This is a genomic window from Pseudomonas marginalis, from assembly GCF_008692035.1.
Taxonomy (GTDB): Bacteria; Pseudomonadota; Gammaproteobacteria; order Pseudomonadales; family Pseudomonadaceae; genus Aquipseudomonas; species Aquipseudomonas marginalis.
In genome coordinates, this window is record NZ_VTFG01000001.1 from 1,909,069 (window position 1) to 1,930,931 (window position 21,863).

General features: G+C 58.4%; 29 protein-coding genes. All 29 read right to left on the reverse strand.

Annotation, left to right across the window (positions count from 1 at the left end; all coding sequences use genetic code 11):
- Positions 1-3: 3 nt before the first annotated feature.
- The 29 genes from FX984_RS08555 to FX984_RS08700 all read right to left on the reverse strand — a co-directional run bounded on the left by FX984_RS08555 (position 4) and on the right by FX984_RS08700 (position 21,752).
- Complete coding sequence (locus FX984_RS08555; protein ID WP_146476547.1) at positions 4-537, reverse strand: glycoside hydrolase family 19 protein; 534 nt, start codon at positions 535-537, stop codon at positions 4-6.
- 56 nt (positions 538-593) lie between these two features.
- On the reverse strand, positions 594-875 hold the full coding sequence (locus tag FX984_RS08560) for a hypothetical protein (RefSeq protein ID WP_223841611.1): 282 nt from the start codon (positions 873-875) through the stop codon (positions 594-596).
- Positions 872-1,258: a hypothetical protein gene (locus FX984_RS08565; protein WP_146476549.1), complete on the reverse strand. Its 387-nt coding sequence runs from the start codon at positions 1,256-1,258 to the stop codon at positions 872-874. The genes FX984_RS08560 and FX984_RS08565 overlap by 4 nt, the downstream gene beginning before the upstream one ends.
- The gene (locus tag FX984_RS32420) at positions 1,258-2,718 is read right to left on the reverse strand and encodes a hypothetical protein (RefSeq protein ID WP_186511854.1); all 1,461 of its coding nucleotides are present in this window, start codon (positions 2,716-2,718) and stop codon (positions 1,258-1,260) included. The genes FX984_RS08565 and FX984_RS32420 overlap by 1 nt, the downstream gene beginning before the upstream one ends.
- An 11-nt stretch (positions 2,719-2,729) precedes the next feature.
- Positions 2,730-3,329: a YmfQ family protein gene (locus FX984_RS08575; protein WP_146476550.1), complete on the reverse strand. Its 600-nt coding sequence runs from the start codon at positions 3,327-3,329 to the stop codon at positions 2,730-2,732.
- A complete protein-coding gene (locus tag FX984_RS08580) occupies positions 3,320-4,357 on the reverse strand; it encodes a baseplate J/gp47 family protein (protein WP_146476551.1) in 1,038 nt (345 codons plus the stop codon). The genes FX984_RS08575 and FX984_RS08580 overlap by 10 nt, the downstream gene beginning before the upstream one ends.
- A complete protein-coding gene (locus FX984_RS08585; protein WP_146476552.1) occupies positions 4,347-4,745 on the reverse strand; it encodes a phage GP46 family protein in 399 nt (132 codons plus the stop codon). Before FX984_RS08585 ends, FX984_RS08580 begins: the two co-directional genes overlap by 11 nt.
- Complete coding sequence (locus FX984_RS08590) at positions 4,742-5,251, reverse strand: phage baseplate assembly protein V (RefSeq protein ID WP_146476553.1); 510 nt, start codon at positions 5,249-5,251, stop codon at positions 4,742-4,744. The genes FX984_RS08585 and FX984_RS08590 overlap by 4 nt, the downstream gene beginning before the upstream one ends.
- Positions 5,248-6,363, reverse strand: coding sequence for a phage baseplate assembly protein (locus FX984_RS08595; protein ID WP_146476554.1), 1,116 nt, complete (start codon positions 6,361-6,363; stop codon positions 5,248-5,250). Before FX984_RS08595 ends, FX984_RS08590 begins: the two co-directional genes overlap by 4 nt.
- 3 nt (positions 6,364-6,366) lie before the next feature.
- Entirely contained in the window at positions 6,367-7,620 is a 1,254-nt protein-coding gene (locus FX984_RS08600) for a DNA circularization protein (protein ID WP_146476555.1), read from the reverse strand.
- Positions 7,621-9,678 carry a phage tail tape measure protein gene (locus FX984_RS08605; RefSeq protein ID WP_146476556.1) on the reverse strand — a complete coding sequence of 686 codons (2,058 nt, stop codon included), beginning with the start codon at positions 9,676-9,678 and terminating at the stop codon, positions 7,621-7,623.
- Positions 9,679-9,808: 130 nt separating this feature from the next.
- On the reverse strand, positions 9,809-10,105 hold the full coding sequence (locus tag FX984_RS08615) for a phage tail assembly protein (RefSeq protein ID WP_065948810.1): 297 nt from the start codon (positions 10,103-10,105) through the stop codon (positions 9,809-9,811).
- Positions 10,102-10,449, reverse strand: a complete 348-nt coding sequence (locus FX984_RS08620) for a phage tail tube protein (RefSeq protein ID WP_146476558.1) — start codon at positions 10,447-10,449, stop codon at positions 10,102-10,104. The genes FX984_RS08615 and FX984_RS08620 overlap by 4 nt, the downstream gene beginning before the upstream one ends.
- Positions 10,450-10,509: 60 nt before the next feature.
- The gene (locus tag FX984_RS08625) at positions 10,510-12,006 is read right to left on the reverse strand and encodes a phage tail sheath subtilisin-like domain-containing protein (protein ID WP_146476559.1); all 1,497 of its coding nucleotides are present in this window, start codon (positions 12,004-12,006) and stop codon (positions 10,510-10,512) included.
- On the reverse strand, positions 12,006-12,212 hold the full coding sequence (locus FX984_RS08630; RefSeq protein ID WP_146476560.1) for a DUF2635 domain-containing protein: 207 nt from the start codon (positions 12,210-12,212) through the stop codon (positions 12,006-12,008). Before FX984_RS08630 ends, FX984_RS08625 begins: the two co-directional genes overlap by 1 nt.
- Positions 12,209-12,799, reverse strand: a complete 591-nt coding sequence (locus FX984_RS08635) for a phage tail terminator protein (protein WP_146476561.1) — start codon at positions 12,797-12,799, stop codon at positions 12,209-12,211. Before FX984_RS08635 ends, FX984_RS08630 begins: the two co-directional genes overlap by 4 nt.
- 23 nt (positions 12,800-12,822) lie before the next feature.
- The gene (locus FX984_RS08640; protein WP_146476562.1) at positions 12,823-13,344 is read right to left on the reverse strand and encodes a hypothetical protein; all 522 of its coding nucleotides are present in this window, start codon (positions 13,342-13,344) and stop codon (positions 12,823-12,825) included.
- Entirely contained in the window at positions 13,337-13,699 is a 363-nt protein-coding gene (locus FX984_RS08645) for a phage head closure protein (RefSeq protein ID WP_146476563.1), read from the reverse strand. The genes FX984_RS08640 and FX984_RS08645 overlap by 8 nt, the downstream gene beginning before the upstream one ends.
- Before the next feature lie 9 nt (positions 13,700-13,708).
- Entirely contained in the window at positions 13,709-14,059 is a 351-nt protein-coding gene (locus FX984_RS08650) for a head-tail connector protein (protein ID WP_146476564.1), read from the reverse strand.
- Positions 14,056-14,229 (reverse strand): hypothetical protein, encoded by a 174-nt coding sequence (locus FX984_RS32425; RefSeq protein WP_186511856.1) that lies wholly within the window; start codon positions 14,227-14,229, stop codon positions 14,056-14,058. Before FX984_RS32425 ends, FX984_RS08650 begins: the two co-directional genes overlap by 4 nt.
- A 53-nt stretch (positions 14,230-14,282) precedes the next feature.
- Positions 14,283-15,446, reverse strand: coding sequence for a phage major capsid protein (locus FX984_RS08655; protein ID WP_146476565.1), 1,164 nt, complete (start codon positions 15,444-15,446; stop codon positions 14,283-14,285).
- Positions 15,447-15,449: 3 nt separating this feature from the next.
- The gene (locus FX984_RS08660) at positions 15,450-16,112 is read right to left on the reverse strand and encodes an HK97 family phage prohead protease (RefSeq protein WP_146476566.1); all 663 of its coding nucleotides are present in this window, start codon (positions 16,110-16,112) and stop codon (positions 15,450-15,452) included.
- Between the two features lie 18 nt (positions 16,113-16,130).
- Positions 16,131-17,402, reverse strand: coding sequence for a phage portal protein (locus tag FX984_RS08665; protein WP_146476567.1), 1,272 nt, complete (start codon positions 17,400-17,402; stop codon positions 16,131-16,133).
- Positions 17,402-19,123: a terminase large subunit gene (locus FX984_RS08670; protein ID WP_146476568.1), complete on the reverse strand. Its 1,722-nt coding sequence runs from the start codon at positions 19,121-19,123 to the stop codon at positions 17,402-17,404. Before FX984_RS08670 ends, FX984_RS08665 begins: the two co-directional genes overlap by 1 nt.
- Positions 19,123-19,608 carry a phage terminase small subunit P27 family gene (locus FX984_RS08675; RefSeq protein WP_146476569.1) on the reverse strand — a complete coding sequence of 162 codons (486 nt, stop codon included), beginning with the start codon at positions 19,606-19,608 and terminating at the stop codon, positions 19,123-19,125. Before FX984_RS08675 ends, FX984_RS08670 begins: the two co-directional genes overlap by 1 nt.
- Before the next feature lie 131 nt (positions 19,609-19,739).
- On the reverse strand, positions 19,740-20,141 hold the full coding sequence (locus tag FX984_RS08680) for an HNH endonuclease (RefSeq protein ID WP_146476570.1): 402 nt from the start codon (positions 20,139-20,141) through the stop codon (positions 19,740-19,742).
- A 154-nt stretch (positions 20,142-20,295) separates the two neighbouring features.
- On the reverse strand, positions 20,296-20,682 hold the full coding sequence (locus FX984_RS08690) for a hypothetical protein (protein WP_146476571.1): 387 nt from the start codon (positions 20,680-20,682) through the stop codon (positions 20,296-20,298).
- Positions 20,679-21,002, reverse strand: a complete 324-nt coding sequence (locus tag FX984_RS08695) for a phage holin, lambda family (RefSeq protein ID WP_033901767.1) — start codon at positions 21,000-21,002, stop codon at positions 20,679-20,681. Before FX984_RS08695 ends, FX984_RS08690 begins: the two co-directional genes overlap by 4 nt.
- A 162-nt stretch (positions 21,003-21,164) precedes the next feature.
- Positions 21,165-21,752 (reverse strand): OB-fold protein, encoded by a 588-nt coding sequence (locus tag FX984_RS08700; protein WP_146476572.1) that lies wholly within the window; start codon positions 21,750-21,752, stop codon positions 21,165-21,167.
- Between the last annotated feature and the right edge of the window lie 111 nt (positions 21,753-21,863).

A 21,863-nucleotide genomic window follows, 5' to 3' on the forward strand; every position in this document is an offset into this window, starting at 1 on the left:
CTCCTATGCCAACACCTTTTTCGCCTTGTCCCAAAGCTGAAGGCGATCTTCTAATCCATTGAGCCCGCCATTTATGCGGCGAGTGATCTTCACGAACTCTCCTCGGTCTGCCAGCGTGTTCAGGCCTTTTGTAGACCAGAACCACGCAGCAGACATGGCTGCGTGTTGCGGCAGCTCAAGCTGTTCCGGGTGGCTGATCAGATCCAAGCCTAGAGCCTCACCGCATGTCTCGTAGTTGGCCCGGCCAGTGGTCTGGATTAGGCCTCGGCCGCGATACCTAGAACCGTCACCCTTCTCGGTGTTGCCCAGATCGGCACGGCCTTCATAGGCTATCTGCTGCGCAGTGGGGCCCCAGATCTCACGAACGTAGCGCAACTGGCCTGACTCATGACCGACCTGAGCAATGAATGCGGCCACGCGTGTACTCCCAACAATTCCGTACCGGCCCATAGCCGTATTCAGAGCAGAAACAAAAACGCCGGCATAGCGGCCGGCGTTAGGGAGGATCTGCAACAGCTGCTGCTGAGTTATGGGCATGCTTTTCTCCACGCAAAAAAATACCCGCTCTGTGCGGGTTGACGAAGGACTGCTGTCTATTCGTACTTGGGCAAATGTTCACGGGCAAGCTCAGCGTAATAGGCCATCTGGCAGTGCCGTATTGTGCCCTGACGGTCTCGCCAAAAAATGCAATTGATCACCCGCTCCGCAATTAGCCAGCGCTTCTTATTGTTCCGACAACGATACGCTCGACTGCTCAGCGTCTCATCGACGTAGCCCCACATCAGGGCGTTGGCAAACTGGTCTATTGCAAGAAGCAATGAGCGGAAATAGCGGCGCCGGCCGTACTCTGCAATGTAACTATTGATATCGGTCAAGATGGCATATCCAGCTTTGGCAACCCTGCGATTAATTCATCCTGGGTCGGCAGTTCGACAATGCCCGCCTGGAATTGGGCAAGCAGATCATAACCATACGCCCATACTAAAGAGCGCCACGCGCGTAGAGCCTGACCTTCAGCCTGGAACTTTGGTACCGAGGGCTCCTCGGCGTAAGTCACTGCGGCCTTTATATCGTCGTATCCAAGGGCTTTCGCAGCATTGTCCAAGTGCTCTTGGATTGCCACACGGAAAATCCCAAACATAACCTGTTCAGCCGACTGAAACGAAGGAGTGTCGCTGAAGTATTCAGCAGCTCCGACGTCTTCTGGACCGCTTACCGAGCGTGAACCTTGTCCGTCATTTCTGATAGCGTATGACATTACAAATTATCCTCCCATCCGGCGGCGTACAGGGCGCTAGAGCCGTTACCCGCGTAGTAAACACTCGTAGATTCAATGAGGAAGTCAGCCGACATAGTTGTCTGAGTACCTGCGGCGTTGGATATTTGCAAAGCTGGCAACGAGTTAGGTGCCACCCCATTAGGCGCAGCAATCGCCCAGCTTCCAGAGACACAAGTTAACTGAACCGAGATAAATGCAGCCGTTAAGGGGACGTGGTTTACGATTGATGCTGCAACCAGCGTTGGAGTGAGGGCCCCCTGGGCGCCGCTAGCAATGGTTGGAAGCGCCGTCAGATTTGATCCGGTTGCCATAACATAGCGAGCCCTGCGTCCAAATTGCTTGATCGACAGCGGAAACTTATTGGCGGTCGAGTCTGTTCTAACCCAGCCAACCCGAGCCGCGTGCGTGTAGCCGGCCGGCAATGTTGGTGCTGTGCCGCTCAAAGAAAGCAGCCCAGCCTTTGTGGTGCTGTTCCAGATCACCCAAACCGCACACCATGTCGAGGCAGGTTGTGAGTTTGCAGCACCTACATCCCAGCCATTTACCCCTGCAACAGCGAACGATGGCGCCACGGCTACCTCGCGAAGAGTCGCGTAGGCACCGGCGGTGCTTTCGACCACGAGCTCGTCAGCCGACACCGTAACAACTGCGCTTGTGCCGGTGGTCGAGACCCTTAGATTTTTGGCGGTCCCTGCAATGCCTACCAGGTTGTTTGTGGCGGTAGGCAGCTGGTCCAGCAATACAAAATCTACGCTGTCGTATACGACATCAGAAATTTGCCATTGAGCAAAAACAGCAGGAACCTTTACTCCGGCCGAGTTGTATTGCTTCAGTAACTTAGGCCCAAGACCAGATATATTTATCGTGATATCGCCACCGGTGCTGGCCACACTAAAACCGATCTGAAATCGCTGGTTTGGTACGTACGCAGTAATTGCAGGGCTCGGCGCTAATGTAAGCGCGGCCGATGTGCCGCCAGTGGCAAACGCCGTATGCGCCTGAACCTGGATCGCCGCCGCCATCTTTTTCGGGGTGATTGCTACCGCGTCGTTAGCGCCCGTGTTCACTTGAGTTTGGGTGCCTATTTTGAGCCAGCCAAAAGCGGTTTCAGTTGCTTGAGCTACAACCTTCGCAATCGCCTGAAATACCCGAAGGGGGCTCATGGACTTGTTGTTGATAGTCCCATCTTCGGCTTCAACCTGGCTTGCAAACGGTACCACGCTGTCGGAAACGAGATTCTGGATGGCCGCCGACAGCTGGGTTTTGTCATCCTCATCAGGTGTGAGACCGCCGTCTTCAATAACCTTCAGAATTTCGAGCGTGACAGAGTTACCCCACTCCGAAGGGATCAGAGAGCCGGGCGTACCCGCCAATGGATCCTCATCAACAAACTTGCCATCCACCAACCCAACGCTGGGCACACTTTTCGGAAAATCCACGTTCTTACCCCTCAGTCGTAATTGATGTGCACAACGGTGTGCGCCGGCGCTGGTCGCCGGATTAGGCATTCGAGTGCGTTGCCTGGGTTGGTGCCGAAACGCTCGCCCCAATAGCTGACGCCGAAGCGACGGCCCAACCGCTGACGGCCTCCGGTGTTAAGCGTCCACATGAATTGGGCGTTCCAGGTGCCGAAGTGAGCGGAGCCAAAACGAGAACGCCCCATACGGGGCGCTCTGTGCTCGGTGATATTTGCGTTTGGGTACCCCTGGCTTACCGCGATCTCGATGAAGTAGCCGCGACTCTGCCCGCCCACCTCGACCAGCCGTCGGCGGACCGCCAAGCGACGATCCTCAAACGCTGGGTTAGGCCCAAGGCAGCTGTCCGGCAGCCCCATGATCGACTCCCAATCGGGAACCAACTCGCTAACTCCTGACGGGTCCATTTCGTTCAACAACGCCACGGCTCGCGCATCCACGCGGGAGAACTCCAGAGCCACGCCGGACAGCACCAGCGCGACTTCTGGCACAAGCTCTGGATCCCAGGCAGGGCCAGACGGGAGCAGCCCCTGGAGCTGCACTCGATACTCTTCCGCCGTTCTAATCACAGCCATGTAATACCCCCGAAGGTCAGAAGCTCATTAGCAGCGGCTGTAACGTTCGCCGCCGGCGCCACCAGCTGATGATCCGTTTCGCCAGCTGAACCACTGATGGATTCGGCGATATGCGTGATTAGAAGCGTCTCACCCAGTCCGGCTTCCCGCTCATGAAGATCGATCAGCTGCGCCTGGATGGCTGCGCGCACCTGCGAGGTGTCAGGCACCGCATGGATCTGGTAGGCCACGGGCTTCTCCACGGGGGCCAACACATAGAGCTCTGCAGTAACTGGCCGCAACGGCTCGATGTAGGTCTTCACCTCAGCCAGTTGCGCGGGATTTGGAACCGGCTCGGCGTCGCCATCACGCATTACGAACAGGCCTACCGTTCCCGGCCCAAGGTAGTTACCTCGGCACCATGCTCGCGTAACACCGGGCACCTCAAGCGCCCAGGTCTCGTAGTCATCTTTCGACCCGCCATGCGGGATCACGCGGTAGGACCGAACAACGCGCGCGCGCAGGGATTCAACGCTCTCTTGAGCAATCCCCCCGGTGAGCCCTGGAGCGAGCACGGTGAAGGTATTCACCACGCCCTCCACTGGCTGGATCAACTTCAACGTCAGGCCTGCGTCGGCATTTCCGAGAACGCCCGCATCAACGGCAGCAATCGTGGTGGTGTTTAACCCTGCCGCAGTCGTTAACCCGGTCGTGACCTTGTAGGTTCGGCCGTCATCGGCCTGGAGCACCACGTCGACATCGAGCACCGCAAGCGCTGCAGCAGTGAATCCGACCGAGCCTTCAGCGGGCTGCGCAGGATTTCGGGTCTGGCTCAATCGAAGGATTGCTATGCGCTCAAGGGTTTCCTCGTCAGCGCGGTCGGGCAGGATCTGGTCAACGATCCAGTCGAGGTATCCGTACAGTCCGTACGCGGTGCCGCTGAGGGTTCTGGCCAGCACCTGGGCGTCGGATCGGCGTAGCACATCACTTGCAAGGTCACTTTGGGTACGGCTGATGAGTACCGGCAGAGACGGCGTTTCAAACGGCATAGATCACCTGCCATGGAGAAGAGGGTTTTATTTCGAGCCGAGCACCGCCAAGAATCGTCAGGATCACAACAAGGTTCAGGCGGTTAATTCCGACTTTCTCACTGCTGATATCGATACCCACCACCTTCTCATCGGCGAGCAACCAGCGCAGCGCTTCGTCGGCGTAAAACTCGGCATCGCGCTGAGTGGCCTCGGTGAGCTTTACCCGGCGCAACAGCCACAGGCGGGAGCCGATCTTGTCGTCAGCGGTCGCTGGGTAGCTGTCACCCCACCAGCCATAGCGCTCCTCGTCATCGATCGGGTCATCCGTGGCCGCGCGGCGCCAGGTGAAAAGGCTGATCATCACCGCGCGCGTGAGACCGGCCTCCACTGTGTTTGAAATAATCATTCAGCCTCCGGCACAGCTGGACCACTTTGTCCGTTGCCGGGCATCACCCCGCTATGGGGGTGGTTGATTTGGCTGACACCGCCTGCCACCTGGTCACCCACGGAAACGATTCGTCCGGTCTGGTTGATTACCGGGGTGTCAAAATTCACTGACGTGCCGGCCTTGATGTTCAGCGTTTGGGTTTCGATGTCGATGACCTGTCCACGCTTGAAGTGGATCTTGTCCCCTTCGTCCGTGAAGATGACCACCTCGCCCGGGGCAACTTCGCTGATGCGGTAGCGGCGGTCAGAAGCGACCACAACAACCGCGTGGGAGCGATCACCACCCAGGAACGCAGTCAGCACCTCGGCGCCCGCCAGCGGATTGCTTGTGAAGCCGTATGGTTCGAAATGCTCGACACCGTCTTTCAGCTCACCTGCCGTCAGGCGAATCTGCAGCGACTGCATCTTCTTCCCGGCGTTTGCGAGCACGACGGTGCCGCGGGCCAGCATGCTTTTCAGGCTCATTGTTTTGGCTCGTAGTCTGCTGGGATGAGGTATTCGAAGTTGTCGCCCTTGCCACCTTTCTTCAGCTTGCGGTTTTTCAGCGAGTCGTTCGGTTCCGGCTCGTAACTGTCAGGTGGGCCGACTTCCATTTTTGTGACCATGCCGCCCTCGCCCAGGATGTATGTCACCCGGGCTATGAGCATCCAACGGTCGTATCCGATGATCGGGTCGATGACCCGGACCAGCATGTTGTGCTTCCAGAGCTGACCGTTTGTTTGCCTCCACCCCTGAACCTCATACGTGGTGGTCAGCGCCTTTCCCATGCGAGTTACGCTTTCCCAGTGAGCCCGTGCCTGGGCCAGCTCAGTCGTAAGCTGGCCGGACTGCTGGATGACCATCACCCGCCGGCGAGCAATCCGGGGATCAGTGACCGTTGCCGAAACCTCGGCTGCCGCAGCGCCGAACTCGTCATCGGTGCCGCTCTTCTGCCCGAGCACTCGGTACTCGGAAAACACCGCGGAAAAGTCGAGCCCGGCGCTGCCGGTCTTGATGTTCTTGCCAACCTCAAGCGCGTCGAACGCGCGCCCCTCACTTCCCGGCCTGGCCAGCACCACCATCCCGGTGGCGTCGTCAGTCGAGAAAACCCTGAACAGAGTGAGCAGTCGGTCGATGGACTCGAAAACCGTTTCGCCGGGCTCGATGGTATGGTCCGAGAGCTTGGCGCCTTCGGGGATCTCGCTGCGCACCTTGAGGCCGTAGGGCGCTGCAAGCGCAGAAACGATCGACAAGACGCTCTGATTGTTCCACTGACCCGGCTCATTGATTGCCGCGCAATCGACCAGGTCGGCGGTCAGCGACCTCCCGCTGATAGACATGGTGATTTGTTTGTCGTCGTAATCGATCGGCGAGGCGAACACCCACCCAGTAAGCACCAGGTCATCCCCGATTCGAATTTGGCACTTGTCCCCCTCTTTGATTGGCCGCCCTATGGTCTGCCCTGGCCACTTCCAGGTGACGCTCAAATTGAACGACCGGGCCTGATCCTCAAGGCCGGGGGCGATCTCGACCGATTTCCAGCCAGAGTAATCCGAACCGTCGACGCTGAGCGTCACGGTGTTTTCATCTTCGTCCACGGGTTACCTCTGGGCTATTTTGATCGGCCGTGCGGGCACAAACCCTGGGTGGTGAATGCGGTTTCGCTCCACGACCTCGGACTCACGCGTAGCGTCGCCGAACCGCCGGTACGCCAGGACCAGGGCAGAAAGGGTTTCCGGCGGAGTAATTTCTACGAGGCGAACTCCGGAAGCAGCGACCGCCGTCAGGTGCTTGACGATTGCCTGCCGCAGGGCGTTGAGCACCAGGTAATGAGCCGAGTCGGCTTTCATTGATGCCTCAAGCATCGCCTCGTTCAATCCGTCGCGCAGCTCGAGCACATCATCCGCCACCGGAACCTCAGGCCTATCGAACGGCTGGACGGCCTGTTGATCTGCCGATGGGGTTGTATCAGTCGACACCGGCTGCGAGGCAATCGTCATTTCGCTGACGATCAGAGCGATCTGGACGAGCAGTGCGTCCTGGACCAGATCGGCCGTGGCCTTCGATGCCGCGGCAGAGTCGACACCGCCGATCGTGCTGACGGTGTTAATGCTGCTCACCGCTTCAGCCTGCTGGCTCGCCGTGGCTACGGTATTGCGATAGCTGGAGTCGTTGCCCAGGTAATCTTGAACTGAGAAGTCGCTGAAATAGCTGGAGAACAGCGACGAAAGCGAGCCGGGCGCATTCATGATCGACTGCGCCAGCCCGGTCAAGTTTGTGAAGACGGCCACGAACGGTGCGAACTGGCGCTGGATTACGGTGTACACCGCCGACAGGTTGTTGCGCAGCCGAGCCAGGCCCAGCCTTGCCTGGTCAACCTTGGCCATCGCAGCCTTGTAGCGCGCCAGCGCCGAATCCCACATGCTCTCCGAGGCCTTCACCACCTGCTGCTGAGTATTGACCCTGGCCACGGGGAACTTGAGCGGCCTGTCCGGGTAGAACGTCACCAGCATGCTGACCATGCCGCCCTGCTGGTAGTCGTGGGTCAACTCTGCTTCGCCGGCCTTGACCAGCATTCGCCCCATCCAGGGGTGAACCAACTCGCCCGCGCCTGGCGTTTGAATTGCCTCGAGGAACTTGTCCCGCCGCTCGAAGCAATCGTCGCCGATAATCCAAATCGTGAGCCGGTGCACCTGGGACTGCTTGCCCAACTGCTCGAAGTAAGGGTCATCCCGCTGAGGGAACTCGTGCAACTGCCCTTTCATGCCCACCGGCACCGAGGCCTGGGGGATCAAGAAGCTGATCCCCCGGAACGAGGCCGGCAGCAGTTCGTCACGCCACGTTCTTTCTGCCATTTACTGCGCCCTCATCACGCCAACAGTTCGCGTACCGACGTTGGGCTTTATTTTCAGACCGGTTTGGCTGGCCTGCGGCTGATCGACGGTCGTGCCGGGCGGCGCGCCTTTGATGTTTACGTTTATCTCGCCATTGACCTTCTGCGCCTGGGTCGCGGCGGTTTGCTGCAACAGGCTGCCAGAAGGCGGCATCTGCCCGGGCCGACTCAGCAGGCGGTTGTTGTCGATGCCAAAGGCTTCATTGTTGGCCGCGCGGCGAGACTGAGCGGCCAACGCTGCATCGGACTGGAGAAACTCACCAGTACCGCCGCCGGCGCCGGCATTGCGTTTCTGCTGGGCCTCCGTGAAAGCGTTCACCTTGTTGGTCGCGGTCTGGATGATCCCATCACCCCCATCGCCACCGCCGAACCATTTCATGATCGGCTCAATGATTGGCTTGAGCTTTGCCCACAACGATTGGAACCAGGCGGTGATGGGCCCCCAGTGCTTGACGATCAAGCCCAGGGGGCTCCAGTCGAAGATCAACTTGAAGAAGTCCATGGCAGGAACCGACAGAGCTACCAGCAGATCCCACAGGGCTCCGAAGAACTTCGTCAGCGGCTCCCAATTCGCTGTGATCAGCGCGAGCGGCGTGTACTCGGCGAACTTCTTGAACCACTCCCAGGCCTGCATCACAGGCCCTCCTATTTTCGCCCACACCGCTTCGAAGAACGGTGCGACCTTGGACCAGTTCGCAATGAGAAGGCCGGCAGCAAGCGCTATCCCCCGGATAACTAGACCAACAATCGACTTCTTGGTCACGGCATTGAACAGGGTCATCGCCATGGTGGTGGCTATCACAGCCACGCGGAGCACGCCGTAGGCCAGCGCTGCGGCCACGATGCCTTTGATCAAGCCAGGGTGCTGAGCAGCCAGGGTGGCAAGCTTGGAAACCAACGGGCCGATAATTGTCAGGAAGTCATTAAACGGTGGCAGCAGCGCACTACCCACCTCAACGCCCAGCCGTGTAACTTTGTTCTGCAGCAGCTGCATCGAGTTGGCCGTGGTGGCCGAGCGCGCGGCATATTCCTTCTGCATGGATCCGGCGTAGCCTGACCCTTCGGCGACATCCCGGAAGCTTTTCTTCAGGAGATCAAGGTTTGTAAGCAACGGAGCGATCGCGGTGACGGACTCCGACCCAAACAACTGAGTTAAAAGGCCGGCCTGCTTGTCCGGTGCGACCATTGCGATGCGGGCGAGCACATCCTCGATAGTGCCCTGCGCATCCTTCTGCATGCTCTTAGCGACCTTCGTCACGTCGAGGCGCAGAGATTTAAAAGCCTGGGCCTGCTGCTTCGTCGCTGCACTGCCCTTGGTCAGGGCCAGCATGAAGTTTTTCATGCCGGTTGCAGCAACCTCGCTCGGCACGCCCACGCCAGCCAGAGTCGCCCCCATGGCGGCGATCTGGCCTGAAGCCAGGCCAGCGATTGCGCCAAGCGGGCCGATGCGCGTCACGATGTCGGAGATCTGCGCGGCCGAAGACGGGCCCACGTTGCTCAGGTAGTTGATTTGGTCCGCCAGCTTGACCACTTCGGGCTGGGTCAATTTGAACGAGGTGCGCCACTTGGCCATCATGTCGCCCGACTGCTCGGCGGTCTGATCAAAGGCAACGCCCATCTTCACGGCGTCTTCGGCAAACTGTTTCAACTCGCCGCGAGCAAAGCCTGCCTGGCCGCCGGCGGCGACAATCGCAGCAATGCCGCTAGCCGCCATCGGCATGTTTTCCGACAGGTCGAGTACATCCTGCCCCATCTGCTTGAACTGCTGCGGGGTGTCGAAGTCCACCACCTTCTTGACGTCCGCCATGGCGGTTTCGAACTCGATGGCCGCCCGGGCGCCAGCAATAAACGGGGCCGCCAGGGCGCCGCCCTGCAAAGCTTCCTTGAACCCGATCTTGCCCAGCCCCGAGTTGTTCATCTGCTTGGTGAAGCCCGCAACGTTCTTCCGGATCCCCGCCAGCGTCGGCGACAGCTTGTCGACGCCGGTGATCAACGCCTTGAGCTGGAACTTGTCCGCCATCACTACACCTGCTGGGATTGGTTAATGCGCTGGGCGTGCTCCAGCGATTCAAGAAGCACGTCCAGTGGCCGGGCCATCAATAGCTCCGGATCAACTTTCCAGAACCACGCCAGGTCATACGCGACCTCGATCAGCTGCTCGGTTGTGCTGATGCCGCGCTCATGAAAAAACCGGCCACCTGCCAGCTCAGCGTGTTGAGGTCCGCCAGATCGAGTTGGTTGACCGACGACGGAGGGATGCCTGCGCACACCGCGATGTATTTCGCGGCGACGTCCATGTCGAGGCTGACCTCTTCGTTTTTGTCGATCTTGTACGGCAAGGCCTTGATGGCCCGAACTTCCTGCACGGTCGGGCGGCGCAGGTTCAGTTCTGTCAGGGGCTCGCCATGCGCTTCAATAGGCGCCTGCAGCTTTACGGAATCACTCATTGCCAGCTCCCTTTGATGCCGTCGAATTGCAGCTCTACCGTGCCGTCGTCAGCCTTGAACGACGGCTCATCGACCAGGTAGGCGCCGGAAAGAACGTAGACGCGGCCGTTGTTGAATTCGCAGGTGACCGTCATGTCGCGGCCATTCGCCAGCGTCTTGATCGGAAAGCCCTCCTCAACGATGGCTGTCATCTTCAAGTACGGCGCCAGTTCTTCTTCCTTGTAGAAGCCCGGATAAACCGTCTCCCGCTTCACTTCCATCAACGGGGCTTCCGCGCCGCCAGTGATAGTGAGCTGCGTGCCGTCCACTTTTACGTAGGCGGTACCCGCTACTTTTTGACCCATGGTCTTTTCCTCTGGAATGAAAAAGCCCGCTCAAGGCGGGCCGGGTGATCTGGGTCAGCGTTACGCCGCGGCGTCGTACTGAAGACGGAATTGGTTGAGCATCGCGAAGATGCGCAGACCGTTGATGTAGTCCGGCGGGAACAACACGTTGACCCGGCTCGGGTCCTGGGTATCACGCTCCACCACCAGGTGCTCAGCGAACAGATCAGCGTTCTCGACGTGACCTTCCAGCTCGAGCTTCGCGTACTGGGCAATCAGCTCCCCGCGAATGGTGCTCGGCGTAACAATCGGCTGGCCAGCGCCGAAGCGGGTGCCGTCGTTGGCAAGCTTGTGTCGGCCGTACTTGCTGGTGATGACGCTTTGCATGCGGCGGATGATGAACGCCGACTGGTGCATGGTCTCGCTGTCCAGGTAGGAGTTATCCGCCTGGCCGTAGGCGTTCTTCTGATAGGTGGTGACCGAGCGCTGAATGCGCACGTAACCGCCCTCGTAATACGCCGTGGCCAGGCCGTAGTTCAGCAACGACTGCCGCTCGGTCAATGTGAAACGGTCGCTCGCAGGTGCCGGATCAAGGCCAGGCATGCTGCCGCTTTGGGTTGGACGGCTGGCATCGGCGGAGATAAAGACGGCGGTACGCGCGGCCAAAGCGGCGGCCTGCACCCACACTGGCTGAGGCACACCAACTTCCACCGCCTGGATGGTCATGTGTTGATCGTTACGGGCCTGGCCAGCAGCGACCAAAGTGCCGATCGTTCCGCGTTTCGCGCTGTAAACATGCCCGAACAGCTGCTTGGCCCAGCTCCAGCGACCGACGTTGTCGTCCATCGCTTCCTTCCAGGCATTCAACGACGTCGTGTCGGTCCAGGGCTGGCACAGGAACTCGAAGGGCTCATCACCCAGTGCGGCGATTGCGTCCACCTGGTCGGGAGTGCCGACGCCTGCGGTCATCTGAGTGACCGCAACCGTCAGGCCGGCCGGGGTAATTTCGCCATTGGACTTGCCCAGGCGATTAAGCGCGATGCTGATGTCGTTGCCGCTTTCGCCGGTCCACTTGCAGGTCAGGGTAACCACGCCCCCCACTGCGGCTGCCGTCACTGGTAGATCCGGTGAGGCGTTGATCTTGACCGCCAGGGCGGCGGCCGCAGCCGTCGGCGTTGCGGCAGACGGCACCACGGATTGCACTCGCACGCCGCCGACATACAGGTTCAGCAAACCAGCTTCGGTGGAAGTGCCGGTGATGGTGATAGTCGCAGAAGCGACCTCGCCGGTTTCGTTTTGCAGAGGCAGGCACCAGATTTCGCCGATCGGGTCAGTCTTGCGCCAGGCTTCGTACATTGCGGCGAGCATGGAGCCCTGCCCGCCAATTTCCTTGGCCAGGGCCAGACTGGCAACCAGCACCAGTTTGCCGATGCTTTCACCGACGGCGTTGTCGTTTACCTGGCCGACGATCAGCCGGCGCATGGCCGACGAGGCGCTGTTCGCTGCCGAATTATCCATCTCCGCATAAAACAGCGGCACACGGATATCGGCCGGGATGTTGCTGAATCCGATAGGCATTATTTGGCCACCTCGGTTTTCGCCGCGGCTGCAGCTTTGGTGGTAGTGGGTTCAACGTCTTTCAACTTGACGTCGCCGTCAGCTTGGCGGCGGCGCCACCAGACGTTGTCGGGTACGTCCCGGCCTTCAACAGGCAACAGGTCGCCAGCCTCCGGATCGGGCACAGAGCGGCCTTTGGCCGGCACCACAGTGATGCGCTTGGTCATGGTGTTACGTCTCCTGAGAAATGCGCTTCGATACGCCCATCCGGGCCGGGTGATTGCAGGTTTGGATCTGCCGGGTCGATGCAGTCCATTTTGAAGTCGACACCGGTAAACCCGGTGAGCCCGTCGAGCTCAAGCTCTTGCCAGGTCTCGGCCGGCTGGCCAGGACGATTACGCCCAACCTGGAATTCGGAGAAGAAGGTGAACTGGTAAACCACCCGGGCCCGACTGATGTGCAGCAACGCGCCCTTGCCATACTCGATGGGCGTGTATTCCGGCGACGGGATGTACCCCAGCAAGGCGCGCCATAGCTCGGCGCGCATGTCGTGCAGCAGGTCATTGGCGGCTTGGCCACGCTCGTCCGTCGTATCCAGCACGATCACCACGTTGAACTGATCAGTGATGTCCTGAATGATCATGTTTTGGGCTTTGGTCGGGGTCGCAGCATCCGCGGTTGCAATCACGTACGCGGCCGGCAAAGCCAACTGAGCGCTCTCGACGACCGCATCCCAATCGATGCCGCCGGCTACCCGACCAGCAAAGGACGGGCAAGCCAGCCGCAAGTGTGCGACAAGCGGGTTCAGCTTCATGTGTTTGTCCAGTGTTGTGGCGATCAGCCCAGAGCAGCGGCGAATGCAGCGGAAAGGATGGATTGGACTTGCGATGCCGAGTCCTGCAGGGCGTCGGCCATGTAGTTGTCACGCGGCTTGATACGCCATTCACCCGCGGCGCGCTCGGCAACAGCAGCGGCACGCACGCCTGCGGCTCGGCGATTCGACTTCCCTTTACCGGCGCCGGGTGCAAGCTTCCCGAGCTTGCGGCCCCTCTTCACGCCGTAGTGCAGATAGGCCGGGTAGAACTCTTCCATTGCCGAAGTTTTGGTTGGGGATATGCGGACCAGAAATCCAGCGCGGGAAACCTTGAATTTCACCGACTCGACCGTCGCACCAGTGCGGTTCACCGGGTACCCGTCCTGGCCCCTGCCCAGCACTAGGTTCATCTGGGCGCGCTGAGCGATCAGCAACCCTACCTTACGCATCCCTGCGCGGATCTTTCGCTTGTCGAAGGCATCACGCTCGAAGTTATCGAAGCCTTCGACGTGCAGGTAACCGTCGACCGACGCTGAGTTAGACATAAATGCCTCCGGATGCCTTCAAGCTACCCAGTTCTTCGACTTCAATGATTGTGAACCGCTTGCGGCCGTTCATCTCGGCGCATCGCTTCACCCGATAAACAACACCCGAATTAACAATCTCATGGTCTGTTGTTATACCCAGCAAATGCCTAATGAAAATGCGGTGGGTGATTTTGTTTTCAGTTTGGACTCCGTCTGTGTAAACAGCGGTCCCAACAGGCTCAATCTTTGCCCACCTAGGTGTTGGATCCAGCAGCTGAGATTCGAGCCCCATATCGTCGGCGGGACGGTCGGATCTGAGCTGTATGACTACGCGGCGATCCAGCTCTCCGGCGCCTAGGTCTCTGTATGCCATCGGATGCCCCTATGAAATCAAGTCATCTGCAGCCGAATCAGGTGGCCCCCTGAAGTTCCTTGAAGACCATAGAAGCGACTCAACGGCAAGCGGCAGGGTTGTGATATCCGTTCCGGAGGAACCAAGCACCACAGCCTCCCGATTTGAGTAGGAGTGCCCGACCAAGAGCAAAAGCGCTGCTTTGAAACTGGCCGGGAAGTCACTGACCTGCAAAAGCTTGGGGTTATCGCAGTACCACAAAGCCCAGGCGAGAGCTGACTCTGCGTAAAGCGAGATGAGGTCATCCTCATCCTCAAAATCAACCCGTAGATGCTTACGTATCAGCCCGATAGGTAGCAGATCAGCGGCTGTAACAGTCATTTCTTACCGCCTGCCTTCTTTGGGGTTTCCGCTTTCTGATTGCCAACTTGGTCGTCCTCGATCTCTTCTGCCAAGTCCAGCCCGATCAAAGCTTCAGCATATTCGTCCTTAACTTCGCGGACCTCGAACTGGCTGAAATTGCCGGCGTGATAGTGAGAAAACTGGCGCAACGCTCGAATCTTTACCATGACGCAAACGGGGCAGTTGCCTGCCCCGGCCTCGGTTATGCTGCGGTAGCGAAAGGACCGGTGATGATTGCGGTTGGCCGATAGTGAGCCAGGGCCAGGCGCTCTTCACACAGGATGGTCAGCATGTTCTTCACGAAGTTGTCGCGGTCTTCGCGGCTTACTTCAACCGTCGCGTCCATGCGATCCCAGACCTGGGACGCCAGATCGAAACCGCCGACCGTGAACGTGCCCAGAGCCTGGGCCTTGGTAGCGACCACCGGCAGGCCCCACATGACCTTGGCGGCGAATGCAGCCGGGCCGCCGAAGATGTAGCGACCATCCGCATCTTTCAACAGCGCGATCGCGTGCCAGTCACGCGGGTTGAGGATGATGCCGGACGCCTCAAACTCGGATTCGCTGGTCTGGAAGATCGCGTGGGCAATCTTGTCGGCGCGGGTGTCACCCGTCACGTTCAACGTTGCGTCGTATGCAGTGGCCACCTTATTCAGGCCGGTCAGGTTGTCACCGGTGCCGTCACCGTTCAGCAACTGCCCTTCTTCCACCAAAGCCAAGCCGAACAGCAGGCGGTTGTTCACGTACGACTCGAGCATCGGCGCATCGTCCATGACTTGGCGCGATGCCTGGATCCAGTGCGCGATGGTTTTGACGTTCGCCGTTTCCTTGGTGAAGGTCAGGTTGGATTCGGGCTTCAAGGTGCCCTCAGCGACTGGTGCCGCGCTGTTGGTAAAGATGTTCTCGCGAACATACTCCAACGAGTTCGAACTGATTCGGCCCTGGGCCAGCAGGTCGCGGATGGTAAGGCGGCGAAGGCCCGGCATCAAAATACCGGCATTGCGCTGTGGCTCGATCAATGCGCCTGCGGAACCAGCCGTACTGCCGAGTTGTTTGTTGAAGCTCTTGACGTCGACCTTGCCCGAAGACTTCCCGTCCCAGGATTTTTGAAGATCGATTGCAGTTTGCTCTGCGAAGGACTTCTTCGTTTCTGGATTGTCCAAGTTGCCGGCGGCGAGCTTTTGCTCCAGGTCGAACAGGCGAGTGCCGGATTTGGTCAACTCTTCCTGGACGGCTTGGAGATCAGTCTGCAGCTTTTTGCTGACGGCGCCGGTCTCGGTGATTTCTTTTTTCTGCGCATCGAACAGTTCAGTCATGTTCTTTTGCGATTCTTCAATAGCCTTTTGGATTTGGGCCAATTCGGACATGGTTTATTTTCCTACAGATGGGAAGGACTTAAGGCGATCAAGGATCGCGGTGATTTCGCCACCTTCGGAATCACTCCGAACTGCGGACTTAATCCGGGCCACGAGGCCCAGAGCTTGCGACTTGGACAGGCCGACCGAATCCCTCAGCCAGTGCTCCACATCGCGAATTGTGGTGATCGACTCCATGGACTTCATGGATTCGATAGTTGCCAGTTCATTGGCGGGGAATGTGCAAATGCTGATCTCGCGGAGAGCCGCAACACTCTTAAACGCGCGACCGGTGGCGATCATGTCGAAATCGTCTTTCATCACTGTGAAGCCGACAGACATACCCTCGACAGTCTTGTGCTCCATCGCGGCGCGAAGGTCATTAGAAACAGAAAGACCTGGGGTCAGTTCGCCGCGAACGATCAATCCTTTACTGTCCTCTTCGAGGGACTGCCATTTACCCACCGGCAAACCATAGGTCTGGTGGTTGAAAAACATGCCAACCTGTCGGCTCTGAGTGCTCAAGGCTTTTTTAAACGCGCCCGGAAGAATGATGTCGCCGTCCGAATCGATCACATCGAAAACGCTGGCATATCCCTCGAAAACCCCAACCTTTCCGCCGGAATCGAATTTGATCTCAGCCTCAGCGAAGGCCAGGGTCTTTTGAATATTTGACATTTGGCAGCTCCAGAAAAACTAAACCCCGCTGGGTGCGGGGTTTAGTTTGCCAAGTTGGGTAAGCGGTACGTTCTGCGATTGGCGCGTTGCAACATCACCGCCCGGTACCGGGGGCCGGTTGTTCACCCGCCTACCCTCATTGACGGTAAGAAGACCGGCGTCCACCAGGGACTTCATGTAATTCGCACGGGCAGTGGAATCACCGCTCAACAGGCCGTCGCGGTTGTGCTCGGCGTGAATTCGTCCCAAGTCAGAGGGTTTGACCAGCCAGCGCAAAATGCACCCCTCCCAAATCTCGAGGTAGGGATCCAGGCTGTACTGCAAGAATCCGAGGTTTTGCTGCTCAATGCCCGAGCCCCAACTGGTCGATTTTTCTACGTCCCCCACCAGATGCGGCGGCACACCAAAGAACCTCGCAAGCTCGCTTACTTGAAACTTCCGCGCGGCCATCGTCTCAGCGTCCTGCGGGCTAACCCCAATAGCCTGAGTCGTGAACCCGCCTTCTAGAATCCAGAGCCGCTTTTTCACAGGGCCACCGGATATCTCCTTGAAATTCTCTTCTACCTGGGCCCGCTGCTCTTTGTTGAGAACCTTACCTTCGCCTGTCATGAGCAACTGTGGTGACTTGGCCCCGTTCGCGTAGAAATCTCGCTGCTGATCCTCCATCGCGACTGCAACGCCCGCGCTTTTGGCCGCAAAGGCAATCGGCGAGAGACCTACGAGTCCATTGAAGCCGAAGCCTTTCAGGTGGAATATTTCAGACTGCTTGAAATCCGCGTACTCGCTGTCCCGGCGGTAACGGTAAATAACTTTCCGACCCTCAAGCCTCACGTCCATATTTGCCGACAGCAGCGGGATCAGGCTGATTACGTCACCGACGCTGTTGCGCTCGATCAGCGCATAGGCGTTTCCGTAATAGCAAAGCTGCATTGTCATTGACACCCGAAAATCGAAGGCTGTCATGAACGAGTTGGGGCTGTAGCGCAGAAGTCGGGCCAGAGGATTTTCCAGGCCGACCTTCTTGCGGTCGTCGCCGTTTGTTTCGAACACATCCAGCGGCATACACGCCGTTACGCTGCAGATCAGCCGCACACATGCAAACACAGTGGATATTTGTAGCGATCGCTCATCATTGACGACCGAGTCACCCACGACACCCTGGGCTGATACCGGGCCTGTCTGCGAACCCTTTTCAGGGGTGACCAGGCGGCCGCCGACAAAGAAGCTCGCCATACGCGCCCAAAATGGACTGCGGGTACGCAGGTCGATGCTGTAGTCGGTATCTGCCATTACATGCTCATCGGTCTGGAGAGGAAGTCGTCGACAGAACCTTGCACCTCAGCATTCGCCAGGATGCGGCCTATCGTCATGATCAGCGCGACGGCGCCGTCGATCTTGTTGTCATCACCCTGTTTGATGGGGCGCACGACGTCATCATTACCTGGCAAGTGCTTGCCAATAACGTTACCGATACACCACGTCATGATCGGGTTCCCGTCGTGATGGAAGCGCCCAGCCTCGATCGCGGCCTCCAGCTCTTTCATCGGGTCCGACATGTTGGTGTAGTTCTGCGTGATAGTGACCGGATTGAAGCCTTGGTCATCCAGATCGTGGCTTAACCCCGTAGCGCCGTGCGGGTCAATCGGGCACTCACGCACCGGGGCGTGGTGATTTGCCTCCTTGGTATCCTCAAGGATCTCGCGGTAGTCGACCTCGGCTCCGTCGGTCACCTCCAAATGCTTGGAGTGAATCCACGCCTGGAAGCGTTCCGCCATCCGCTTGTTGTCGGTGTTGAAGGCGGTGTCGTAAGGAACCCAAAACTTCGGCGCAATGCTGTAGTAGTGGTTCTTCCCATCAATGACGCGCCAGAACAACCTGGCCCTAGAGTTCATGTCGAGCTTTCGCGCCAAGTCGAAACCGGCGATCCACTCCTGCCCTTCGAACTGCTCCAGAGTCAGCGATGTGTCTTCGCACGCCTTCCAGCTTTCCATGTTGTAGAAGCCGGCCTTGGCGCTTACCCAGAGGTTGAGGTGTTTCGTTTTGAAGGTATTGGCGAAGCGCGCCGACCGGATAGCCCGGGCCTGCTGGCTCTCCAGATACTCCTGGAACACCGAAACCCCGCGGTTCGGATTGGCCTTGGCCAGCATCTTGGGATCGGTCCAGTCGTCGCCCTCATCGAGCGTCCAGATCCAGCCGAACAACTCTTCGTCTGGCACGGTACCGGCCAGCATCTCGACGACCTGGCGGCGCTTGTCGTAGCACGGACCTTCAATGTCGGCGCCAGCGGTGGTGATGATGAACATCAACGGCTGACGCCGGGCGCCCATCCCAGTGAGCATGGTGTCGTACTGTGCCGACGTTGGGTGTTCGTGGTACTCGTCGACGATGGCGCAGCTTGGAGATGCGCCGTCGCCAGGGTTACCGATCAGTGGCTCGAAGCGACTGAAGTCGGACGGGATGTTCATGTTCGAGGCGTTCACCTCGATGCCAGCGGCCTGAATCAGCATCGGCGATTTGCTGACCATGAGCTTGGCCGGCCGGAAAACCTCCCAGGCCTGTTTCTCAGTAGTCGCCCCTGCGTACACCTCGGCGCCGAATTCGCCATCGGCGACGAACATGCTGATGCCCACGCCGCCGGCGACAACAGATTTGCCGTTCTTCCTGGGCACTTCCCAGTAGCTTTCACGGAAGCGGCGGTGGCCGCCCTTCTTCTTTACCCAGCCGAATGTCACGGCGAGGCCGAAAAGCTGCCAGGGCTCCAGCGTGATCAGCTGACGCTTGAATGCCCACTCTCCCTTGGTGTGCGGTAGCAGTTGCATCAGCTTCAGTTTTTTCTCGGCCTTTGCCGCATCAAACTTGAAACGGAACCCGCGCTTGCGGCTCGCCGCCAGGTCATCGAAGTGGCGCTGCACTGCCTGGTGGATATACCGGCACGCAGGGACCTTCCCGCGGAGCAATGACCTACCCCACACCATTGCCTTGTCGACATTGGGGTGGGCAGATTTGGTCATCAGCTACTCAGTAGTTTGGCGAATTCGTTGGTTTCTTTTTCCTTGTTGCCGCCGATGAGTCGGGTGCGGCTTGCCGGGTCCAGACCTAGCATCGAACCGAACGTCACCATCTGGCGCATCGTTTCGTTCGCAGCGGTAAGTGCGGGGTTCTTCATCGGGCCACCCATGGCACCGGTGACGACGATGCCATGCAGCGCGATCGATTCCTGCGCAAGCCTCCAATTGTCGTAGGCACTACAAAAGGCCTCGACGTTGTGCAGGTCCGTGATAGCCACCACGTTCTCGCGCAGCAGCTCAGGAACAATCATGTTCCACATGGTGGCTGCCCGAGGGCTGAACCACTCGGGCGGGTCGATCTGGGTGATCTTGGAAAACTGCGGTTCGGCTGTATTCAGCGCGCGCTTGCCAGGGTTTCCGGCGAGTGCTTTTTTGGCCGTTGGCTTGGGTTTGCGACCACGGCCGGCGACCGTGGCGGTGCCTCCCATCGCGCAACTCCTGAATTTTTAATTTCGCGGGTGTAAGAAAACGATTGGGCGGACGGTCTAGAAGGCAAAAGGTGTGGACTTTTGACCCTCCCCCACCCCTCAGATGAGAATCCGTCTCATTTGATCTATTTTCACTGCATTTTGCACGATTTTCTGCTTGGGTTGCCCCAACCACCGTCTTCTGACGCTGTTTTCGTGCTGTGGCAGCTGTGGCACAGCGACTGCCAGTTGTTTCGATCCCAGAAAAGCGACATGTCACCTTTGTGCGGGGTGATATGGTCGACATCGGTAGCCGCGACCACCTCGCCGCGTCGATCATGCTCAGCACAGAGAGGATGCCGAGCCAAGAACCCCTTGCTCGCCTGCTGCCATTTGTAGCCGTAGCCTCGCTGGCTGCTGCTCTCGCGCTTCTTGTCAGCCAACTTGGCAGCTGCTGCCTTCGCGAGGTTGGCATGCTCATCGCAATAGCGAGGGTTGCGGGTGAGCGCCCTGCACCCCTGAGCACTGCAAGGCTTCTGTGGTCGTAGTGGCATCAGTGGTCACTTGCTCTGACTGCGTTTGATCTGGGCATCTACCTGGTCGGCACACGTGTCGAGTAGGTTGATTGCCCTGTCCTTCAGCTCCCACACATCGCCATTCAGGCGAAGGGCGGCGGCATCCTCATCAACCCGTTCGCACGGGATCAGTTCAGGGGCTTCCAGTCTTACGGCCTGGGTCTTTGTTACTACCGCCGGCTTTGCCGCGCAGGCCGTCAGGCAGAGGCTGAGCAGCCCAGTCACGAACAGGCTTGCTGTTGCGCTTGAGGTCTTCAAAGTTCTTCTCCGCCTTTTTCGCTTTGTCCTGGCTGGCCTTGAGCCGCTTTGCCAGATCGGCCTGGTATTCGGCATTACGCTTTGCTTCAGCGCGCAGCGTGGTGATAGTGGCCTGGCTCTCTTTATTGGCCTCGACAGCATCGTCCTTTGCCTGGGTCTCAACGCGCTTCTCTTCGCGAAGGTCCTCAACCCGCAGTTGTTGAATGCCAACCAACAAAAGGCCCACCAGCGCGATGATGATTGCCGCAGCGAAAGCCTTCATGCCGAGTCCACCTTCTTGCCCAGGAAGCGGATGATCATGTCCCTGATCGCCGTAACGCCAATGAAGCCAATGGCACCACCGGCAGCAACGGACAAACTAGGGGGCCAGGTCATCCATTCAATGATGCTGCTGGCCGATAGGCTAAGAGCGCCGCAAATCAGCGCTTCCAAGATGATCCGCCACTTATTTGGCTCTTTGGCTTCGTACAGCACGCGAAGAAGAGTGATCGTGACGGCCATGATTGCGCCCTGCCATAGCGGGTTCGAGAGGGCCAGCCAGATTTGGGCCCACGTGTCTGGCTTGTCTGGCATGGGTGGCATCCGGATTTCCTCCCTCTCGGGGAGATTGATAAATCCGGCCCCATCAGCACTCCCGGCCATAGCAACGGGTGTGGTGGAGCCGAAAACGAAAAAGCCCCGCACGAGGGCGGGGCTTCAGGAAATGTTGCGTTGTGAGTAGTGCTCGGTGATACCTACCTATGCCTATTTCGACATTTCACAGTCTTCAAACATAGGTGTTTTGATAACGTCGCCTGCGCCAGTGCAAATAACACTGACTGTGACGCCCTTCTTAAGCGTGGCCATCACTGAAATACTTGACTTATCAAACTTGAACTGCGGCCCCAAAAACTGGTTCGAACCGGCCAGAACAAGATAAGGATTGCCACGGAAGTCGGTGTTGATGTCAGTAACCCGGCCCGTGACTTTCACACGCTTACCCTTAAAAAGCGCATCAGCGGCCACAGTATTGTCGTCGTAACTTTTCGCCACTTGAGTGGACGTGTATGTCTTGAGTGGCTCAGCAGGAGCAGGAGCAGGAGCAGGAGCAGAGGCAGAGGCAGAAGCAGGAGTGGCAGTAGAAACAGAACGACTACCCGCACTCGGCGGAGCAGGAGGAGCTGCAACAATCACCAAGATACACAAGATTAGCCAGCCAAAACCTACCACACGAGAAAGGACAGAATGCCCCTTTCGGAGCAGAAACCAGGCAAAAATAATCGGGAAAAACAGAATACCGATTCCAAGAAGGAAGCCAACATTCCGTTTTGCAGGCACATTCACATCGCTCATATCGCTCTCCGTGGCGATCAGTTAAGGCTGACATTCTGGGGCCGCGAATATCAAATTGCCATACAGATCGATCAAGTCGCGTCAGAAGAGCGTCTTATGTAAGAGGGTGGT